General features: G+C 67.7%; 14 protein-coding genes. 7 read left to right on the top strand and 7 right to left on the bottom strand.

Annotated features, from left to right (window positions below; genetic code table 11):
- Positions 1–64: 64 nt before the first annotated feature.
- From GO308_RS07005 to GO308_RS07020, 4 genes are all read right to left on the bottom strand, one after another.
- Positions 65–4,294 carry a translocation/assembly module TamB domain-containing protein gene (locus tag GO308_RS07005; RefSeq protein WP_240884819.1) on the bottom strand — a complete coding sequence of 1,410 codons (4,230 nt, stop codon included), beginning with the start codon at positions 4,292–4,294 and terminating at the stop codon, positions 65–67.
- Positions 4,294–6,570, bottom strand: a complete 2,277-nt coding sequence (locus GO308_RS07010; RefSeq protein WP_240884821.1) for a BamA/TamA family outer membrane protein — start codon at positions 6,568–6,570, stop codon at positions 4,294–4,296. Before GO308_RS07010 ends, GO308_RS07005 begins: the two co-directional genes overlap by 1 nt.
- 38 nt (positions 6,571–6,608) lie before the next feature.
- Positions 6,609–8,717 carry a malate synthase G gene (locus GO308_RS07015; protein ID WP_240885210.1) on the bottom strand — a complete coding sequence of 703 codons (2,109 nt, stop codon included), beginning with the start codon at positions 8,715–8,717 and terminating at the stop codon, positions 6,609–6,611.
- Between the two features lie 81 nt (positions 8,718–8,798).
- Complete coding sequence (locus GO308_RS07020) at positions 8,799–9,251, bottom strand: MarR family winged helix-turn-helix transcriptional regulator (protein WP_066479791.1); 453 nt, start codon at positions 9,249–9,251, stop codon at positions 8,799–8,801.
- 324 nt (positions 9,252–9,575) lie between these two features.
- Here GO308_RS07020 and hppD point away from each other — a divergent pair, with 324 nt between their 5' ends.
- From hppD to GO308_RS07040, 4 genes are all read left to right on the top strand, one after another.
- Entirely contained in the window at positions 9,576–10,622 is a 1,047-nt protein-coding gene (gene hppD, locus GO308_RS07025) for a 4-hydroxyphenylpyruvate dioxygenase (protein ID WP_240885211.1), read from the top strand.
- 196 nt (positions 10,623–10,818) lie between these two features.
- Positions 10,819–12,096 (top strand): homogentisate 1,2-dioxygenase, encoded by a 1,278-nt coding sequence (gene hmgA, locus GO308_RS07030; RefSeq protein WP_240884823.1) that lies wholly within the window; start codon positions 10,819–10,821, stop codon positions 12,094–12,096.
- 78 nt (positions 12,097–12,174) lie between these two features.
- Positions 12,175–12,861 (top strand): guanitoxin biosynthesis heme-dependent pre-guanitoxin N-hydroxylase GntA, encoded by a 687-nt coding sequence (gene gntA, locus GO308_RS07035; RefSeq protein ID WP_156437742.1) that lies wholly within the window; start codon positions 12,175–12,177, stop codon positions 12,859–12,861.
- 1 nt (position 12,862) lies between these two features.
- Positions 12,863–13,453 carry an urea carboxylase-associated family protein gene (locus tag GO308_RS07040; RefSeq protein WP_240884825.1) on the top strand — a complete coding sequence of 197 codons (591 nt, stop codon included), beginning with the start codon at positions 12,863–12,865 and terminating at the stop codon, positions 13,451–13,453.
- A gap of 236 nt (positions 13,454–13,689) precedes the next feature.
- Here the strand turns inward: GO308_RS07040 and GO308_RS07045 are convergent, their stop codons facing one another.
- Positions 13,690–15,105, bottom strand: coding sequence for a coniferyl aldehyde dehydrogenase (locus tag GO308_RS07045; protein WP_240884827.1), 1,416 nt, complete (start codon positions 15,103–15,105; stop codon positions 13,690–13,692).
- Positions 15,106–15,236: 131 nt separating this feature from the next.
- On the opposite strand from GO308_RS07045, the gene GO308_RS07050 reads away from it, so the two are divergent.
- A complete protein-coding gene (locus tag GO308_RS07050) occupies positions 15,237–17,174 on the top strand; it encodes a prolyl oligopeptidase family serine peptidase (RefSeq protein ID WP_240884829.1) in 1,938 nt (645 codons plus the stop codon).
- Positions 17,175–17,317: 143 nt separating this feature from the next.
- Positions 17,318–18,076 (top strand): hypothetical protein, encoded by a 759-nt coding sequence (locus GO308_RS07055; RefSeq protein WP_240884832.1) that lies wholly within the window; start codon positions 17,318–17,320, stop codon positions 18,074–18,076.
- A gap of 5 nt (positions 18,077–18,081) precedes the next feature.
- Here the strand turns inward: GO308_RS07055 and GO308_RS07060 are convergent, their stop codons facing one another.
- Both GO308_RS07060 and GO308_RS07065 read right to left on the bottom strand, forming a co-directional pair.
- Positions 18,082–18,825, bottom strand: coding sequence for an A24 family peptidase (locus GO308_RS07060; protein WP_240884834.1), 744 nt, complete (start codon positions 18,823–18,825; stop codon positions 18,082–18,084).
- Positions 18,815–19,075, bottom strand: coding sequence for a hypothetical protein (locus GO308_RS07065; RefSeq protein ID WP_156437732.1), 261 nt, complete (start codon positions 19,073–19,075; stop codon positions 18,815–18,817). Before GO308_RS07065 ends, GO308_RS07060 begins: the two co-directional genes overlap by 11 nt.
- A 232-nt stretch (positions 19,076–19,307) precedes the next feature.
- Between GO308_RS07065 and GO308_RS07070 the strand changes: the two genes are divergently transcribed.
- Positions 19,308–20,495, top strand: coding sequence for an acetyl-CoA C-acyltransferase (locus tag GO308_RS07070; protein ID WP_240884835.1), 1,188 nt, complete (start codon positions 19,308–19,310; stop codon positions 20,493–20,495).
- Positions 20,496–20,511: the final 16 nt, after the last annotated feature.

Raw genomic sequence — 20,511 nt, forward strand, 5'->3', positions numbered from 1 at the left:
GCGCATCCTCTTCACCCGGAAGCGTAAGGGATCGCGGCGCGGAAGGGAAGAATTTACATCGGTGTCAATAGTCGCGCGAGTAGCGGACATTGACGTTGGAGCCACCGAACGAGCTGGTCTGCGACAGGACGCTGAGCGCGCGGGTCAGCGCGATTTCCAGCTGCGTGGCGGTAAAGCCCCGCGCGTCGGTGATTATCTCCACATAGATGTCGTCGGTGATGTACTGCCCCGCCGCCAGCGCGATGTCGCGATTGCTCGCCTCATCCGCGCCCAGGATGCGCAGCCGGTCGATACCGACCGCGGAGCGCAGGCTGCCCAGCGGATTGAGGCCGCCGCCACCGCCGCGCAGCGAATTGAGCGCCGCGGCAAGCTGGATCGCCTCGGTCGCCGACAGGTCGGTGACCGACCGCCCGAACAGCAGTCGCGACAGCACCTCGTCCTGGGCGAGCGCGGGCGTCGAGCTGAACACGACCCGCGGCGACTGACCCGAACCGCTGATGCTGAGCGTCGCCGTTACGTCATCCGCGCGCGTGCTGGCCGCGATGTCGAGCTGCGGGTTGCTGACCGGACCGCCTTCGAAATTGACGATGCCGCGCGTCAGGTCGAACCGCTTCCCCGCAAAGCTGTAGGTGCCGCGGATCACCTCCGCACGCCCGACGACGCGCGGGTCGGTGGCGGTGCCGCGGACGCGCAGGTTGATGCTCCATTCGGATTCGAGCCCCATCCCGCTGACATACACGCGGTTGTCGGCGTTGATCCTCAGGTTGAGGCGGAAATTGCCCGGCGTCGGCGGCGGTGTTGGGCGCGGGCGGGCGCGGGCATCGGCCGCGCGCGCAATCTCGCGCTTGCGGCGGACGCCGGTCAGCGCGGGCACTTCCGACGCGCCCTGATAGACGATCTGGTAGCGCGCCTCGGGGATCATCAGCTGACCCGTGATGTCGCCGCCATCCGGCCCGTTGACGATACGGATATCCCCGGTGGCGGTCGCGCCGAGCGAATCGCCGCGCGCCAGCCGCGCATTGGCCAGCTTGGCACGGATGTCGATCGGAAAGCCCCGGTCTGCGGCCAGCCCGATCGTGCCCGTGGCCTGCACCGTGCCCTCGCCCGCGCGCGCGCTCAGGTCGGTCAGGTCGAACCGGTCGCGCGTGAAGCGGCCGTTCAGGCGCATCGCGGTCAGCCGCGTGCCGTAGGTTTCGTTGTCATAGGTGAGGTTGGTCGCCCGGACCACGCCGTTCAGCTGCGGCGCGCCCAGCCGTCCGCCGAAATCCACGCCCACCGCAATCGGCCCCGACAGTTGCTGGTCGGCAATGCCCGCAAAGGAGAAAAGCACGCCCGCCGGTCCATTGTAGCGGAGGCCGCCGTCGAGCGGCGCGGCCAGCAATTGCTGGACCCAGCCCCCCGCCCCGGCCGGCAACGGCGCGAGCGTCGCGACCATGCGCCCGATCGTCGTGTCGCCGCGCCGGATCAGCGCCCGCCCCTGGCCACCGCCGGCATCGACATTGCCCGCGAAGACGATGTCGACGGGCGCCGACACGCTGCTCAGGCTCGACCGGCGGAACCCCTTGATCGTCAAGCGCGCGTCCGCCTCGGGCACGCGGGCACCCTGCCCCTGGGTGAAGTCGACGCTGCCGCTGGCGGTGCCCGCGATGCCCAGCCCCGGCAGGAACGCGTTGACCAGCGACAGGTCGAGCGACGTGATCCGCGACTGCAGCGCCAGCCCATTGCCATAGCGGCCGGCAAGCGTCATCGATCCGCCCTTCAGGTCGATCCGCGTCGGTGCCAGCCGCCACGCCCCTTCGCTGCGGACGATGCGGGCCGGCGTGGCGGTCCGGAAGTCGATGCCGTTGCCCGCCCCCTCCAGCGCGACGACATATTGGTCGGGGGCGATGCGCGCATTGGCGGCGATGCGGAACGGCACGCCCGACGATCCTTCGCCGAACAGCTGCGCGGTGCCGCTGCCGCCGCGCAGGTTGATCCGGCCGCGCCCGCGCGCGAGCACGAAATTGCCGGTGCTGACGTCGGCGAACTGCGCGTCACCCGTGATCGTCGGGGTTTCCGCGAGCAGCGCGCTGCCGGTGATCGTCGCCCGTCCGATGGTCAGGCCGGCATCGCCCGGGATGACCGCGTTGCTGGCGCGCGCATTCACATCCACCCGCTGCGTCGCGCCCGCGGCCGACAGGCGGGCGACGCCATTGACGCCCGATCCGCGGAAATCGAGCGCGCCTGCAAACGGCCCGGCCGGGGCCTGGCGAAGCCGCCCCGTAATGTCCATGCCGGCAAAGCGCGCGGCGCGGACGTCGACGCTCAACGCGCCTGCGGTACGCAGCAGCACGTCGGCGCGCACGGGCCCGTAATCGGTTTCGCCATTGGCGACGATCGCGTATCCGTCCCCCTGTCCGCGCACGCGCGCGACCAGGTCGTTCAGCCCGACGCCGACCCCCGGGCGCGCCGCGCGCAGAAGGACGACGGGCCGGGCCACCGTCCCCTCGACCTGCGCGGCCACCGGGCCGTACTGCGTCGAATAGCCGGTGGCGGCGAAGCGGATCGGCCCGTCGGCGACCACGCTGCCCGACCCGTCGGTGATGCGGAAATCGGGTGCGTTGAGCCGCAGCCGCGCCAGCGTCAGCCGGCCGTCGGGCGCGATGCCGACCTGCGCGCTGGCATAGGCGTTGCCGCCCAGGAACGATCGCGCGCCGTCGTTGAAGATCCGCGCAGTGCGCAACGCGACGCGCCCGCGAATGCCGTAACCGCCGCCGGGGGCGGTATAGAGATCGGCGTCGGTCTGGACATTGACGATGCCGACGCTGTCGATGCGATAATCGTTCACCCGCCCCTTCAGCGCACCGGTGTAGCGTCCCGCGGCGATATCGGCGACCAGGATCGCGGTCGCGTCGATACGATCGGATCGCAGCCGCAGATTGTCCGACAGGATCGTCGCGCCGTTCACCGCCAGGTCGCCGTCGACCCGGACATTGGTCAGCAAGCCGCCCGCCGCGGCGTTGAGCCCGCGCACCCGCATCGCGCGCGCCGACACCGGGATGAGGATGCGGTCGGCATCAACCGTCGCCCGGCCTTCGGCTTGCAAACGCTCGACAACGGTGGTGCCGAACCCGATCGCGGCGGCGGTCACCCGATAATCGACCGTCGGCGTGGCAAAGGGTCCGGCGAGTGCCAGCGTCGCGCGCACCGCGTCGCCGTTCAGATTGTCCGCGATCGCGCCCGGCGTGCGCAACAGCGCGTCGACGCGGACGTCGCCAAAGCGGCTGGTACCGAGATCCAGCAGCCCGCGCGCGGTCATCGCCAGCGCGTCGGAGGACAACCGCAGATCGGCATCGACCCGGCGCGCGTCGCCCAGCGTCGCGTCGAGCGCGACCTTGAGGCCCGGGCGGGTCAGCCGCTTGACCGGCCCCTCCAGCACCAATCCGGGTCGAGTGATGCCGCGCACCGCGAAACGCCCGTCGCGTGCCGCAACGCCCAGATCGGCGAGCGGCTGCCCGCCCATCACGCCGCGCACGCGACCGTCCCAGCGCGCCCAGCTGCCGCGCCCGCCAACCATCAGCTGCAGGGGCAGGTCGGCACCGGTGATGCCGGCCAGCACGCCGCCCCTGGGTGCGCGCAGGTCGAGCGCGAGGTCGAGGCGGTCGGCATCGGGCACGGCGTCGAGCCGCAGCATCAGCTGATCGCCACCCGCCAGTCCAGGCGCGGCGATCGCGACCGCTTCCGCATTTATCTGGGCGCGGCGGTCGGCGATGTGCGCTGCCCCCGCCAGCCGCAACGTCGCGCGCCGGCCCGCGACCGGCGGCGCGAGTTCGATGCGGTCGATGGCAAGCCGGTCCACGTCGATGTCGATGTCGGGCAGGATCGGCGCGTCGGGATCGCTCGGCACCGCCTTCAGCTCCGGCAACCGCGCGATGCGGATCAGCGGGCTGGTCAGCGCGCGGATGTCGACATGGTTGCGCGCGAACGCCAGCGGGCGCCAGTCCAGCCGCAGCTCGGGCGACGTCGCAAAGACGCCGCGCTGATCGCGCAGCCGCACATCGTAAAGCACCATCGCGCCATAGATCGACCCGTCGATCCGCCCGACCTGAAGGTTCAGCCCCGATGCGAGCGTATAGCCGTTGATCCGGTCGGCGACGAAGCGGCGACCCGGCGACGTGTTGAGCACAACTGCGGCGAGGACGAGCAGCGCCAGCAACGCGACGATCGCGATTGCCAACCCGCGCAGCACGCGCCCGGCCACCGGACGACGCGCCGTCGCCTCGGCAGGTGCGGATCCGGGTGCGGCGTCGTCCATCAAAACGCCTGCCCGATCGAGAGGTAAAGCGTCAGGGTCGACTCGCCCGGTCGCCGGTTGATCGGTGTCGCCACGTCGATCCGCAGCGGCCCGAAATTGGTGTAGTAGCGCGCGCCAACACCGACGCCGAAACGGATGTCCGAAAATTCGGGGAGCGTGCCGGTATAGGCCTGTCCCGCATCGATGAACGGCACGATGCCGAAATTGCCGAAGCGATAGCGCGCCTCCAGCGCGAACTCGTTCAGGCTGCGCCCGCCGATGTAGCGGAAGGTGGAGCTGGGTTCGCCGGTTTCCTCGTCAATCTCGATGATCTCGACCCGCGGTCCGAGTTCCTGAAAGCCGAAACCGCGCACCGAACCGCCGCCGCCGCTGTACAACCGCCGCGACGGGGCGAGGTCATTGCGCTCGACGCCCTGGATCGACCCGACCCGCACGCGTCCCGCGATCACCAGGTCGTCGCGCACCGGGTAATAGGCGGTGCCCTCCAGGATCGTCGCGACATAGGGGCGGAACGCGCCGCGCACCGACGTCTCCGGCCGCACCGTCGCATTGAGGCGAAAGCCCCGGGTCGGGTCGAGCAGGTCGTCGGAGGTGTCGAAACCGGCGAACAGCGGCAGCGCGGCGATGAAATAGGTGCCGCGATCGGGCACGCTGCGCGCCAGGTCGAAATTATCCTCGTTCGTGCCGATCAGCTCGAAGCCATAGGCGTAGGTGAAACGCTTTTGCCAGATCGGCGTGGAATCATAGGACCAGCGCGCGGCAATACCGCCGGTGAACGCTTCGAACGCGTTGTAATTGCTCCGGTTCGCGCTGACCGTCGCCTGGAAAGTCCGGTCGCGGCGGCCCGCATTCGATCGCCGGAACGTCACGCTCGCGCCCTGTTCCTGCGTGCCCGCGACCGCGCGCGCGATCAGCGCCCCTTCGGGCGGGAACAGGTTTCGGTGCGTCCACGCGCCTTCGATGCGCAGGCCCTGGCCAGTGCCATAACCACCCTCGGCGGAGATCGTCCGCGCCGGCCCGGCACGCTGCCGGACGAGCAGGTCGACCTGCTCGGTGCCGTCGGGGCCGGGCCGCCCGGTCCGCTGCGGCTCGACCGACACCGTGCGAAACAGCCCCGTGGCGACCAGCGCCTGGCGCAGGTCGTCGACCTTCCGGCTGTCGTAAAGCTCGCCCGGCTCGAAGCGGGCGAGCAGCGCGAGATGTTCGGCGTCGAACACGTCCGGGACGCGGCGACGCGCGCGACGCTCGCGGGTCGCTGCGTCAGCGCCTTCCTCGCCCGGTCCCAGACCCAGACCCGCACCAACACGTTCGCGCGACCTCGGCTCGCCCGGCAACAGCGCGCGACGCGAAACGAAGCCGCCAAAGGTCGATCGCGGCCCCGTGTCGACGGGCAGCGTGTAGTCGCCGGTCAGCGTCACCTCATCGAGCAGGATGTCGCGCTGGCCGACCTCGGCGAACGGATAGCCGTTCTGGACTAGCTGCAGGCTGACATTGGCCTCCGCGCCCTGCACACGATCGGCGTCGATCGGCTCGCCCGTGGTCAGCGGCAACGCGTCGCGCACCAGTCCGGGCGGCACCACCGGATCGTGGGCCACCCTCACCTCGCCCAATCGATAGCGTTCGCCGGGCACCGCGTTGATCACCGCGCGCAGCCGGCCGTCGCGTCCCGCGCCCTGTTCGAGCACGGCGGTCGCGGTGGCATCGTAATAGCCGCGCGACTGCATCAGCCGGACGGCGAGCAATTCGTCCTCGCGGGCACGCGCGGCAACCATCGTTGCGTTCGCCGCCTTGCCGTCGCCCTTCTCCAGCGCCGAAAATTCCTCGAACGCGTTCTCCAGCCCGACGACATCAAGGCCGCGCACCGTATAGTCGTAGCGGATCTCGACATTTTCGTCGTCGGGCGCGGCCACCTCGACAAGCGGCTCCGCGTCGAACTGCGCGAGACCTGGCAGCGGCTGCGCGATCTCGGCGGGAAGCGCCTCGGGCACTGCAATCTCCGGGGCGTCGGGCTGAACCGGCGGCGCTTGCGGGGCGGGCAACGCCGGCACCATCGGTTCGAGCGGCGCGTTCAGGTCGCCCGACAACGGCGGCAGCGCATCCTCGAACTCGTTGTCGGCAACGATCGGCTTGTCGGATTGCGGGTCTGGCGTGTCCTGCGCATGGCATGGCGATGCCGCCAGGCTCAGGCCCGCCAGCACCCCAATCGCGCAACTCGTCAACCCCTTGGCCTGCACCGCGCCTTCTTTCGGCTCTTCCCGCCCCGCTGGAACAGGCACTTCGCGAAAGATGCCAACGCATCAATCGCGATCAGGTTTCAGCCGGCTTTTTGCTCGCGGCGATAATGATGCAGCAACGGCTCGGTATAGCCATTGGGTTGATCGACGCCCGAAAAAACCAGTGCCCGCGCAGCCTGATAGGCCAGGCTCTGCGTCTCGCGCCCGGCCATCGCGCGATAGGCGGGATCGCCGTCATTCTGTGCGTCGACCTTGGCGGCCATGCGGCGCAGCGCCGCGTCGACCTCCTCCGGGGTCGCGATGCCGTGCAGCAGCCAGTTGGCCAGATGCTGCGAGCTGATCCGCAACGTCGCGCGATCCTCCATCAACCCGATATCGTTGATGTCGGGCACCTTTGAACATCCGACTCCCTGGTCGATCCAGCGCACGACATAACCCAATATGCCCTGCGCATTGTTGTCGAGTTCGCGTGTGACCTCTTCGGCGCTCCAGTTGCGCCCGTCGACCGCGACCGGCACGGTCAGCAGCGCGTCGAGCGCCGGCACCGCCTCCGCGGCAATCGCGCGCTGGCGGGCGAACACGTCGACCTGGTGATAGTGCATCGCGTGCAGCGTCGCGGCGGTCGGCGATGGCACCCAGGCGGTGTTGGCCCCGCTCATCGGATGGCCGATCTTCTGCTCGATCATGTCGGCCATGCGGTCGGGTGCGGCCCACATGCCCTTGCCGATCTGCGCGCGGCCCGACAGGCCGTGCTTCAGCCCGATGCGGACATTGCGGTCCTCATAGGCCTTGATCCAGTCGGTCGCCTTCATCTCCGCCTTGGGGATCATCGCGCCCGCACGCATCGCGGTGTGGATTTCGTCGCCGGTGCGGTCGAGGAAGCCGGTGTTGATAAAGACGATCCGCTCGCGCACCGCGTGGATGCACGCGGCAAGGTTGACCGAGGTCCGCCGCTCCTCGTCCATCACGCCCACCTTGACCGTGTGACGCGTGAGGCCGAGCAGATCCTCGACCGCGTCGAACAGCCGGTTGGTGAAGGCCGCTTCCTCCGGCCCGTGCATCTTGGGCTTGACGATATAGACCGATCCGGCGCGGCTGTTGCGCGTGCGGCCCAGCCCCTTCAGGTCGTGCATCGCGATGGTCGAGGTGACGATCGCGTCGAGAATGCCCTCGGGCGCTTCCGACCCGTCGCTCAGGTGCAGCGCAGGCGTCGTCATCAGATGGCCGACATTGCGCACGAACAGCAGCGACCGGCCGGGCAGCGTGAAGCGCGTGCCATCCGGCGCGGCATAGTCGCGGTCCGGGTTGAGCGTGCGCGTCATGGTCCGCCCGCCCTTGTCGAATGTCTCGCTCAAATCGCCGCGCATCAGGCCCAGCCAGTTGGCATAAGCGGCGGCCTTATCCTCGGCATCAACCGCGGCGACCGAATCCTCGAGGTCGACGATGGTGGTCAGCGCGGATTCGAGGATCACGTCGGCGATGCCCGCCGGGTCGGTCGCGCCGACCGGATGCGCGCGGTCGATGACCACTTCGACGTGCAGGCCGTGGTTGCGGAACAGCAGATTGTCGCCGCGCGACCCGATGAACTGCTCTGGCCGTGCCAGCGGCACGTCGCCGCCCGCCCAGTCTGCCCAGGACAGGCCGGTCAGCGGCACCGCCTGGTCCAGAAACGCCTTGGCCGCCGCGATCACCTGTGCGCCGCGCGCGGCGTCATAGCCGCCCGGCGTCGGCGTGCCCGGCAACGCATCGGTGCCGTAGAGCGCGTCATACAGGCTGCCCCAGCGCGCGTTCGCCGCATTGAGGACGAAGCGCGCATTCAGCGACGGCACGACCAGCTGCGGTCCCGCCATCGTGGCGATCTCGGCATCGACATTGGCGGTGGTGATCGTGAAGCCGTCGGGCTCGGGCACCAGATAGCCGATATCGCGCAGGAATTGCTGATAGGCCGGCTGGCTCTGGATCGGACCGGGGTGATCGCCGTGCCAGCGGTCGAGCTCGGCCTGCAGCTCGTCCCGGCGCGCCAGCAGCGCGCGGTTTTCGGGAACGAAGCGGTCGAAGATTTCGCGCGCGCCCTGCCAGAACGCCTGCGGTGCGAGGTCGAGCGGCGGTAGTACTTCGGACTCGATGAAGCGCGCAAGCACGCCCGCGACCTTCAGGCCCGCACGGTCGACCGGCTGGGGGGTGGACATGGGCATGCGGCAATTCCTCCGTCGGTTCGCGAACAGCCCTGGGGAGGCAGAGGCGTCGTTAGCCGCGAAGGCGCCGCTCGATCAAGCCCGTTGCGCGGCCATCGCGTCCGCAGCCGCCTCGATCCGCGCCAGAAAAGCGCGCAGCGTCGCGCGCTCGTCCTTGGTGAAGTCCGCGAACAGCTCGGCCTCCAGCTCGATCGCCTGCGGCGCGACCTGTTCGTAAAGCGTGCGGCCCGCGGCGCTCAACGAAAGGGCATGCGCGCGATTGTCATGTTCATCGCGCGCACGGGTCAGCAGCCCGCGATCGACCAGCGCGATCGCCGCGCGGCTGACCGTCACCTTGTCCATCCGCGTGCGCGCGCCCAGCGCCTGCTGGCTCATCGCCCCGCCCTCGGCGAGCACCGCGATCAGCCGCCATTCGGCGATCTTCAGCCCGAACAAGGTCTGATACGCAGTCGCGATTGCCGCCGACACCAGGTTGGACGCGATCGACAGGCGATAGGGCAGGAAATCGTCGAGGCTGAGGCTTGGCATCTGGGCTCCGATCGAGTAATGGTATCAATTGTTACTATAGGTTGCTGCTGAACCACTGTCCGCTGAAGTGAAGAATATCAACCGCTCATCCTGAGTAGCCGCTGAGCCTGTCGAAGCGGCGTATCGAAGGACCAGGGCCGGGCGAGCGTCCTTCGATACGGGCCTTCGCCTTCGCTCAGTCCCTACTCAGGATGAGCGGGTGCGAGAAGATTGTAAGCGGCGTGCTTGATTACGCGTCCCACCCGAACCCGATCGGAGAACATCGTGACCGACCAGATGACCGCGACCCGCCCCGCCGACCCGACCGCCCCGCGCGACAACCCGATGGGCCTGGACGGCTTCGAGTTTGTCGAGTTCACCGGGCCCGACCCCGACGCGCTCGCCGACCTGTTCGTCAAGCTGGGCTTCACCCATGTCGGCACGCATCGGTCGAAGAATGTCCGCCATTATGCCCAGGGCGACATCAATTTCATCCTCAACATGGAGCCGTCGGGTCAGGTCGCCGCATTCCGCGAGCAGCACGGCCCCTCGGCCAACGCGATGGCGTTCCGGGTCAAGGACGCGGCGCAGGCGCTGAAGCTCGCGGTCGAGCGCGGCGCGACGCCGGTTGAGGGCCGCGTCGGTCCGGCCGAGCTCAACATCCCGGCGATCGAGGGCATTGGCGGCGCGAACCTGTACCTCGTCGACCGGCGCGGGGCAGCGACGATCTACGATATCGACTTCGAACCTGTCCCCGGTGCGAACCGCGACGATCATTCCGTCGGGCTGCATACGCTCGATCACCTGACCCACAACCTTCAGCGCGGCCGGATGGATTATTGGGCGGGCTATTACGAGCGCATCTTCAACTTCCGCGAAATCCGCTATTTCGACATCGAAGGAGCCGCGACCGGGCTTTTCAGCCGCGCGATGACCGCGCCGGACGACAAGATCCGCATTCCGCTCAACGAAAGCCAGGACGAGCATTCGCAGATCGAGGAGTTCATCCGCGACTATAAGGGCGAAGGCATCCAGCACATCGCGCTCGCCACAGACGATATCTTCAAGACCGTCGACACGCTGCGTGCCAACGGCATCCGTTTCCAGACGACTCCGGAAACCTATTTCGACCTGATCGACAAGCGCCTGCCCGGCCACGGCCATGACGTGGAGGAAATGCGCAAGCGCCACATCCTGATCGACGGCGCGCCGGAGACGGGCGGCGGCCTGCTGCTCCAGATCTTTACCGAGAACATGGTCGGCCCGATCTTTTTCGAGATCATCCAGCGCAAGGGCAATGACGGCTTTGGCGAAGGCAATTTCAAGGCGCTGTTCGAGAGCATCGAGCTCGACCAGATTCGCCGCGGCGTCATCCCGGCGAAGGCTGAGTAGAGCAAGACCTTCTCCCCTTGTGGGAGAAGGATACCGCAGCTTGCCAGCTCGCTGGCTAGCGAAGGTTGGATGAGGGGTAAGCGCGACCCGCAGCGTCGCGTTCCCCTCACCCAGCTCCGACTAGGCCCCGCAAAAGATGCGGGACCAAGTCTTCGCAACCCTCTCCCACAAGGGGAGAGGGACAGATGAGGCGACCATGACCGACTACATGACCGGCTTCGGCAATCATTTCGCAACCGAGGCGGTGCCCGGCGCGCTGCCGGTCGGGCGCAACTCGCCGCAGCGACCCGCCTTCGGCCTTTATGCGGAGCAGCTGTCCGGCACCGCGTTCACTGCGCCCCGCCATGAAAACCGGCGCTCCTGGCTCTACCGCCTGCGCCCGTCGGCAACGCATCCCCCCTTCCGCCCCTATGGCGACGCGGACCTGTTCGCGCCCGACACCGGCGATGCCCCACTCGCGCCCAACCGGCTGCGCTGGTCGCCGCTCGGCTATGACGCCGACACCGACTTCATCGACGGCATGGTGACGATGCTCGCCTCGAACGGCCCGGAGACCCAGTCGGGCGCGGCCGTCCACATCTATCGCGCCACCCGCGACATGGTGACGCGCGCCTTCGTCTCCGCCGATGGCGAGCTCATCGTCGTGCCGCAGGAGGGGCGGATCGAATTGCTGACCGAGCTTGGCCGCATCGCGCTGTCGCCCGGCCAGATCGCGTTGATCCCGCGCGGGGTGCGCTTCCGCGTCACGCTGCCCGACGGCCAGGCACGCGGCTATGTCGCCGAAAATCACGGCGTGCCGTTCCGTCTGCCCGACCTGGGGCCGATCGGGGCCAATGGCCTCGCCAACCCTCGCGACTTCGAGACCCCCATGGCCTGGTTCGAGGATGTCGAGGGCGATTTCGAGCTGGTGCAGAAGTTCATGGGCCGGCTGTGGACGACCAATCTCGGTCGCTCGCCGCTGGATGTCGTCGCCTGGCACGGCAATCTCGCGCCGTGCCGATACGACCTTGCGCGCTTCAACACGATCGGCACGGTCAGCTTCGACCATCCCGATCCGTCGATCTTCACCGTGCTGACCTCGCCCAGCGACGTGCCGGGCACCGCCAATGCGGATTTCGTCATCTTCCCGCCGCGCTGGATGGTGGCGGAGGACACGTTCCGCCCGCCCTGGTTCCACCGCAACGTGATGTCGGAGGCGATGGGGCTGATCCACGGCGCCTATGATGCCAAGGCTGACGGCTTCGTTCCCGGCGCGCTGTCGCTGCACAACCAGATGGCCGGGCACGGGCCCGACGTCGCCAGCTGGAAAGGCGCGAGCGAGGCGGAGCTGAAGCCACACAAGATCGACGGCACCATGGCGTTCATGGTCGAAAGCCGCTGGCCGTTCCGCCCGACGCGGTTCGCGGCCGAAATCGCCCAGAGCGATTACGACGCGGCGTGGGCGGGCTTTCCCAAGGCGCATCTGCCCGAATAGGCCGGGACAGCGGAACCCTGGCTGCATCGGCCCGTTGTCGCGGTGTCCTGTAACCCGATGACGATTGGCCGAAATTTCATGTTCCACTGGCAGCACGAAGCACAGCAGCAGCTGGAAGCGATGATGTTCGCGCATGTGTCCGCAGCGGACTTTCCGTGCGTCGGTGCCAAGGCGGCAATGGCGCGCGGCACGCTGGAGGTGCTGGCATGCGACCGCATCGACAGCGCATGGGACGATGTGCGCATCCACGACGCCCTGCTGCGCTTCGCCGCCGCGTATCAGCGTGACCGCGCGATGTATCGCAGCTTCGCCGTCGTCTTCGACGGTCCGGGCGACCTGAGCGAAGCCGGGTTCGAGCGAGCATTGTGGCGACGGGTCCAATCGCTGTCGGACAAGGATGTCTGGCGCGGCCAGGAATATGATGCGAAGGTCAGCCCCGACCCGACCAACCCGCATTTCTCGCTGAGCTTCGGGGGCGAGGCGTTCTTCATCGTCGGCCTCCACCCTCATGCCAGCCGCCCCGCGCGCCGGTTTGATCGGCCGGCAATGGTCTTCAATCTGCACGACCAGTTCGAACGCCTGCGCGCCGACGGCAAATATGAGGGGATGCGCGAAAAGATCCTGAGCCGTGACGAGGCGATCGCAGGCAGCCGCAACCCGATGCTTGCCCGCCACGGTGAGGTGAGCGAGGCGCGGCAGTATAGCGGCCGGATGGTCGATACGGATTGGCAGGCACCCTTCGAATATAGCGGCCCCGCGCGCTGAAATGGACGCACCCGTCGTCGAGATCCCCGAACGCAGCGGCACCGCTTTTCACCTGCGGGCTGGCCAGACACTTGTCGTCATCGATCCGCGCGGATGCCAGGTCGCCGACCTGCTCGCGTTCAACGCCGCGGATCCCGATGAAGTCCTCTCGTCAGGCCGCACGCTCGATTATGCCGAGACGATCCGGCTGACCACCGGGCACCGGCTCTATTCCAACCGTTCGCGGGTGATGCTGGAGATCGTGCGCGATACCGTCGGCGTCCATGACTTTCTGCTGACGCCATGTTCGGTCGACACGTTCGACCATTTTTACCCCGACCTGCCCCGCCATCGCGGCTGTTTCGGCAACCTCGCCGCGGCACTCGAACCGCATGGTATCCGGCCAGATCAGATTCCGGTCGCCTTCAACTGCTTCATGAACGTGCCCGTCGCACCCGACGGCCGGCTAAGCGTCCTGCCGCCGGTCAGCCGCGCCGGCGATCATATTGCGCTGACCGCGCAGATGGATCTGCTGATCGGCCTGACTGCCTGCTCGGCCCCGGCGTCCAATGGCGGCAGCTTCAAGCCGATCCATTATCGCATCGAAGGCTGAGGCGCACGCAGCACCTCTGTCGCCCCTGCATTAGGACGGAGTTTACGTCGCCCCGCCAACCCATGGCCCGTTACCCCGGGCTTGACCCGGGGTCCCGCTCCCTCGTGCGCTGGATCAGGCAGCGGGACCCCGGCGCAAGGCCGGGGTGACGTGGAAAGATTGCCGCTCAACAGCGCTTCGACAGGCTCGGCACGAACAGGTTTAATTCGGAAACAGGTTTAATTCGGAAATCCAACTCACCCCATCAACCGCTGCACCGCCTTGCGCGTCGCCGGGCCATAGGGCGGCTTGAGGCCGGCCAGTTTGGCGACGTCGATCTTCGGCTGCTGATAGATGCTGCGCGCATGGCTGAAGGTACGGAAGCCCGGCAGCCCGTGATAGGCGCCCATGCCCGAGGGACCGATGCCGCCAAACGGCAGTTCCTCGACGCTGACATGGAACACCACGTCCTCCAGCGTCACCCCGCCCGAGATCGTCCGGTCGAGCACATGGCGGCGCTCGGTCGCATCCTCGCCGAAATAGTATAGGCCGAGGGGCCGGTCGCGGCGATTGACCTCGCCGATCGCGGAATCGATGCCGTCATAGGTCCGCACCGGCAATATCGGTCCGAAGATTTCCTCCTGCATCACCGTCATCTCGTCGGTCGCGTCGCGGACGATGTGCAGTGGCATCTTGCGGCTGTTCGAGCTGGCGAAATCCTCGTTGGCGGGGTTGACCACCTCGACCGTCGCGCCCTTGGCGCGCGCGTCCTCGATCCAGCCGGTCAGGCGCTGGTGGTGGCGATCGTTGATGATCGACGTGTAATCGGGATTGTCGAGGATGGTCGGGTAGAAGCGCGTAGCCGCCCCCTTGATCGCGTCGACCATCTCCGCCTCGCGCGCCTGCGGGACCAGCAGGTAATCGGGCGCGAGGCAGATTTGCCCCGCATTCATCATCTTGCCCATCGTCACCCGTTCGGCGGTGCGCGTCGCATCCGCCGACTGGCCGACGATCACCGGCGACTTGCCGCCGAGCTCGAGCGTCACCGGAGTCAGATTGTCGGCAGCGGCGTGCAAGATGTGGCGGCCGATACCGGTCGCGCCGGTGAAGATCAGGTGATCGAAGGGCAGCTCGGCAAACGCCTTCCCCACGTCCGGCCCGCCGCTCACGAACACCAGCTCGTCCGCCGCGAAGTATTTCGCCGCCAGCTCCTCGAACAAGGCAGCCGTCGCCGGAGTAAACTCGCTGGTCTTGACCATCGCGCGGTTACCCGCGGCGAACACCCCGGCGAGCGGCGACATCACCAGATTGACCGGGAAATTCCACGGCGAGATCACGCCGACCACGCCCTTGGGCTGATATTCGATCCACGCCTTTGCGCCCAGCAGCCCGAGCGGAAAGCGCACCGGCACCTTTTCGGGCCGCGCCCACGCCTCCAGCTTGGCCAGGGCGTGTTTCAGCGGCGCGACCGACGCCGCGATGTCGGTGATCATCGACTGTTCGCGGCTGCGATGGCCGAAATCCTCCGACAGCGCATCGCAGAAGCGCGCCGAATTGTCGGTCAGCATCGCGACCGATCGTTTCAGCCGGTCGCGTCGCGTGGCCATCGTCACGGGCAGCTCCGCATTGAATGCGGCACGCTGGCGCTCGAGCAGTTCGCGAATCTCCGTCATCCCGGCTCTCCAGATCAGTTTTGTTTCGCCACGTAATAACGCATTGCAAGGGCGCGGCAAGCTTCGGACATTGACCCAAACCCCCGGGATTGCGAGACGTTGCGCATAATCAAATGATCCGGGGAGTTTCGATGCGTCATCTGTTCCTGTCCGCCGCGTTGATCGCGCTCGCACCCGCCGCGCTCGCGCAGCAGGCACAAGTCACCACCCGCCAGCAGGGCAGCGCGACGCTTCAGAACGTGCCGGAAATCCCGGCCGAGGTCCGTGAGGCGGTGCAGCGTTACCAGAACAGCCGGTCGGCAAGTTTCGAGGACTGGCTGCCCGACGGCTCCATGCTGATCACCACCCGCTTCGGCGCGACCCAGCAGCTGCACCGTGTCGCCGCGCCCGGTGCGGCGCGCACCCAGATCACCTATGGCAGCGAACCGGTCGCCGATGCGCGGGTCATCCCCGGCACCGACCGCTTCATCCTGACCCGCGACAATGGCGGCGACGAATGGTTCCAGCTCTATGCACGGGGCCTGGCCGGTACCGCCACCCGGCTGACCGAGGGCGGGACGACGCGGAACGGATCGCCGGTGTTCAGCCGCGACGGCCGCCTGCTCGTCTGGACCCGCGCGACCAAGGGGACCGCCGCCTATACCCTGCTCGCCACCGACCCGACGACCGGCGGCGCGGCGCGCACGGTCTATCAGGCCGACGGCGCGGTCCAGCCGGAGGATCTGTCGCCCGACAACGGCCAGTTCATCTTCTCGCGCAACCTGTCCAACCGCGAAAGCCAGCTGTTCCTGCTCGATCTCGCCAGCGGCAAGGCGAGCCGAATCGCGCCCAAGGCCGCGCCCGCGCGCTACGAGAATCCCCGCTTCCTGCCCGGCGGTACCCGCATCCTGACGATCAGCGACGGCGACAGCGACGTCCGCCGGCTGGTCGAGATCGACCTCAAGACCGGCGCCGCCCGCGCGGTCAGCCCGCCGCTCGACTGGGACATCGAAGCCTATGACCTGAGCGACGACGGCCGCATCCTCGCCTATTCGATCAACCAGGACGGCGTGTCGAAGGTCGTCGTGCAGGATTTCCGCACCCGCCGCGCGCTGCCCCAGCCCGACCTGCCGACCGGCGTGCTGACCGCGCTCGACTTCTCGCCCGATGGCGGCAAGCTGGCGATCGGGCTGAGCGGCACCGCGTCCGCGGGCGACGTGTGGAGCTGGGACGTGACCGGCGGCCAGCTGACCCGCTGGACCCAGTCCGAACTGGGCGAACTCGATCCCGCGAGGCTCGCCGAGCCGAGCCTGATCCGCTTCAAGTCGTTCGACGGGCTGTCGGTCCCCGCCTTCGTCTATCGCCCGACCGACATTCCCGCCGACCAGCGCACCCCGGTCATCATCGACATCCATGGCGGGCCGGAGGCACAGACGCGGCCCAACTGGAACTATGGCGCGCAATATTTCGCCGACGTGCTCAAGGCGACGGTGATCCTCCCCAATGTCCGCGGCTCCGACGGCTATGGGAAACGCTACCTCAACCTCGACAATGCGGAGAAGCGCGAGGATTCGGTCAAGGACATCGGCGCGCTGCTCGACTGGATCGCCACTCAGCCCGGCCTCGATCCGAAGCGCGTCGCGGTCTATGGCCAATCCTATGGCGGCTACATGTCGCTGGCGGTGATGACGCATTATTCCGACCGGCTGGTCGGCGGCGTCGAACGCTATGGCATCAGCGACTGGGTGTCGTTCCTGACCAATACGGAGGCCTATCGCCGCGACAATCGCCGCGCCGAATATGGCGACGAGCGCGACCCCAGGATGCGCGAAGTCTTCGCCCGCATCTCGCCGCTCGGCAACGTCCAGAAGATCACCAAGCCGATGCTGGTAATGCAAGGCGCCAACGACCCCCGCGTGCCCCAATCCGAATCCGACCAGGTCGTCGCCAAGCTCCGCGCCAACGGCGTCGACACCTGGTACGTCCTGTTCGCCGACGAAGGCCATGGGTTCCAGAAGAAGCCGAACAATGACCTGCGGCGCGAGGTGGAGACGGTGTTTCTGGGGCGGTTGTTCGGGGCCATGAAATAGGGAGTGAACGCCGATCTAGTCGATCGATCGCCGCGGGGGCGCTGCACCCCTCAGCCATCCGGTCAAACCTTCTCCGATCCTGCTTGCTATGGTATGTACGGCGCGCGCAGGTGGGGCGCGCGCGGTCGGGGGGGCGGTCGGCCATGGCTTCAATCGTTGATGCGTCACGCGATCCCGGACTCGATCGCGATCGCCGTTTTCGATCGCATCATCCTGGCGATGCCTATTTTTTCCCGGCGCTGGTCGTCGTCATCTGGGCGATCCTGCTGCTCGGGTTCGTCCCCGAAGTCATCCAGCGCATGGACGGCAATGTGCGACCCTATCCGTGGATCATTCACGTCCACGCGGTGGTGTTCTTTGGCTGGTTGGTTTTCCTCGCGTCACAGGTCACACTGATCCGCACGGGCATGGTGCGATGGCACCGCCGCATGGGGGTGATCGGCGTCGCGCTTGCGGTCGCGGTCGTGGTGGCTGGTCCGGCGGCGGCGCTCACGATGCATTTCGCGCATGAAGCGCGTCAACCGCCCCATTTCTTGGCCATTCAGCTTCTGAACATCGCCACCTTTGCGGGGTTCATCGCCGCTGCGGTGATCTGGCGCAAACATGCTGCGGCGCATAAGCGCCTGATCTTCGTCGGCACGTTGACGATCATCGGCGCGGGATTCGGCCGGATCGTCCGCCTGCTGACCGGCGGGCCGGCACCGTTCACGATCATCCCCGGCGTCTATCTGGCGGGCGACCTGCTGATCCTGTCGATGATCGTCTATGACATCGCGACGCGGGGCCGGCCGCATCCGGTCTTGCTCCCGGCGGCGGGCATCTCGTTCGCGGTGCAGTTGCTGGCCGGCTATCTTCTCAACTCGCCGGCCTGGATCGCATTCACCCACAGTATGGTGAACTGATCCCGCTACCCCATCACCCACACCCCGAACGCCGCCACCGCCAGCAGCGTCCCCAGCGGCAGCCGCGTCGTCGCCGTCACGTCACGCCCGCGCAGGCGCATGACCAGCGCCACCGCCAGCCCGATCAGGCATGCGGCCAGCAAGACCATCGGCAACGCCCGCCACCCCAGCCACAGCCCGATCGCGCCGAACAGCTTGGGGTCGCCGCCGCCCAGGCCGACGCGGCCGCGCAGGCGCTGATAGACGGCGGCCACGCTCCACAGCAGCGCAAATCCTGCCGCGCCGCCGATCAGGCGGTCGCTGAGCCGCGGATCAAGCCCCGCCACCCCGCTCGCCAGCCCGGCGACCGCCAGCAGCACATTCCCCCAATTGGGCAGCCAGAAGGCGGCAAGGTCGAATGCCGCGAGCAGCAGCAGCAGCCAGCCAAACACCGCCCCCGCTACTCCGGCCCAGCCCGGTGCGGCCAGCCCGGCAACCAGCCCGATCGCGCCCGCCAGTAATTCGATCCACAAATGGCTCGGGTCGATCACCCCGTCGCAGCGTCGACACCGCCCGCGCTGCACCACGAAGCTCAGCACCGGCACCAGCTCGACCGGCCCCAGCGTCGCCCCGCACCCGTCGCAGCGCGAGCGGCCCCTCAGCGCACTCTCCCCCGCGACGCCGCGCAGCACGACCGTCGCGATGAAGCTGCCCAGGATCAGGCCGAGCCCGCCCAGCCCCGCGCCCCACCAGATCGCGTCAGTCGTCACCCTTTTTGCGGACCAGATAGCGATAGACGCCGAATACGTTGATCGCGAACAGGACGGCGTTCTGCGTGATCAACGCGCCGTCGCCGGTCAGCGCCGCACCGCTGATCCACGCGATCGACGAGACGACGAAGATGACGAAGCCCCACCCCGTCACCCGCCGCCCGCTGTCGAGCGACACCATCAGCGCCGCGGTGATCCCCGTGCCGGTGGCGAACCATTTCAGCACGCCGACGATCAGGCTGTCTTCCATTCGATCTCATCCCTTCAGCGCCTATGCCGCGCTGCGCGGCCCGGCAATGGTTTTGCAAATCCCCGACGGCCCGATTAAAAGCCTGGCGGTCAACCAAGCTCCGTTCGTGTCGAGCGAAGTCGAGACACGCTGTCCAGCAGAGCGTGTCTCGACTGCGCTCGACACCAACGGCAAAAAACATCCGAGCCAGTTCGCGTCTCGCCGCGACGGTTCAACCGCCGGAGCGCCGCAAATGTCCGCCGATCCCATCGTGATTCTTTCCTATGCCCGCACACCGATGGGCAGCTTCCAGGGGTTGCTGACCGACGCGTCGGCGACTCATCTGGGCGCAACCGCAGTCGGTGCGGCGGTCGAGCGCGCCGGGCTGTCGGGCGAGGCGATCGAGCGCATCTACATGGGCTGCGTGCTGCCCGCCGGGCTTGGTCAGGCCCCTGCGCGCCAGGCGGCACTGGGTGCGGGCCTGCCGCAACATGTCGAAGCGACGACGGTCAACAAGATGTGCGGATCGGGGATGCAGGCGGCGATCATGGCGACCGACGCGCTTGCGGCCGGCTCCGCCGACCTGATCGTTGCGGGCGGCATGGAGAGCATGACCAACGCGCCCTATCTGTCGACGCGCCATCGCGGCGGCGCGCGGATCGGCCATGATCGCCTGATCGACCATATGTATCTCGACGGGCTCGAGGACGCCTATGAGCCCGGCCGGCTGATGGGCAGCTTTGCCGAGGAGACTGCCGGCGAATATCAATTCACCCGCGATCAGCAGGATGCCTATGCCATCGCCTCGCTCGAACGTGCCAAGCGTGCCCAGGATACGGGCGGGTTCGACCGGGAGATCGTCGCCGTCGAGATTCAGGGCCGCAGGGGCATCAGCGTCGTCGACAAGGACGAACAGCCGCTAAAGGGCGATCCCGCCAAGATTCCGACGCTCAAGCCCGCGTTTGCGAAAGACGGGACGATCACCGCAGCCAACGCCTCTTCTATCTCCGACGGCGCGGCCGCGCTGGTGATGACGCGCGCGAGCGTCGCCGAGCGGCTGGGTCTCGATCCGGTTGCGCGTATCGTGGCGCACGGCGCGCATGCGCACGCCCCCGCCCGCTTCACCACCGCGCCGGTCGACGCGATGAAGAAGGCGCTGGACCGCGCCGGTTGGAGCATCGGCGATGTCGACCTGTTCGAGGTCAATGAGGCGTTCGCCGTCGTCGCGATGATCGCGATGCGCGACCTGTCGATTTCGCATGACGTGCTGAACGTGAATGGCGGTGCCTGCGCACTCGGCCACCCGATCGGGGCCAGCGGCGCGCGCATCCTGGCGACGCTCCTGTCGGCGCTGCAGGCCAACGGCCAGAAGCGCGGCCTCGCCTCGCTGTGCATCGGCGGCGGCGAAGCGACCGCAATGGCGGTAGAGCTGATGAACTGAAGGGGGTGCCTCCTAC

This window comes from Sphingomonas sp. SFZ2018-12, assembly GCF_022496715.1.
Lineage (GTDB): Bacteria > Pseudomonadota > Alphaproteobacteria > Sphingomonadales > Sphingomonadaceae > Sphingomonas.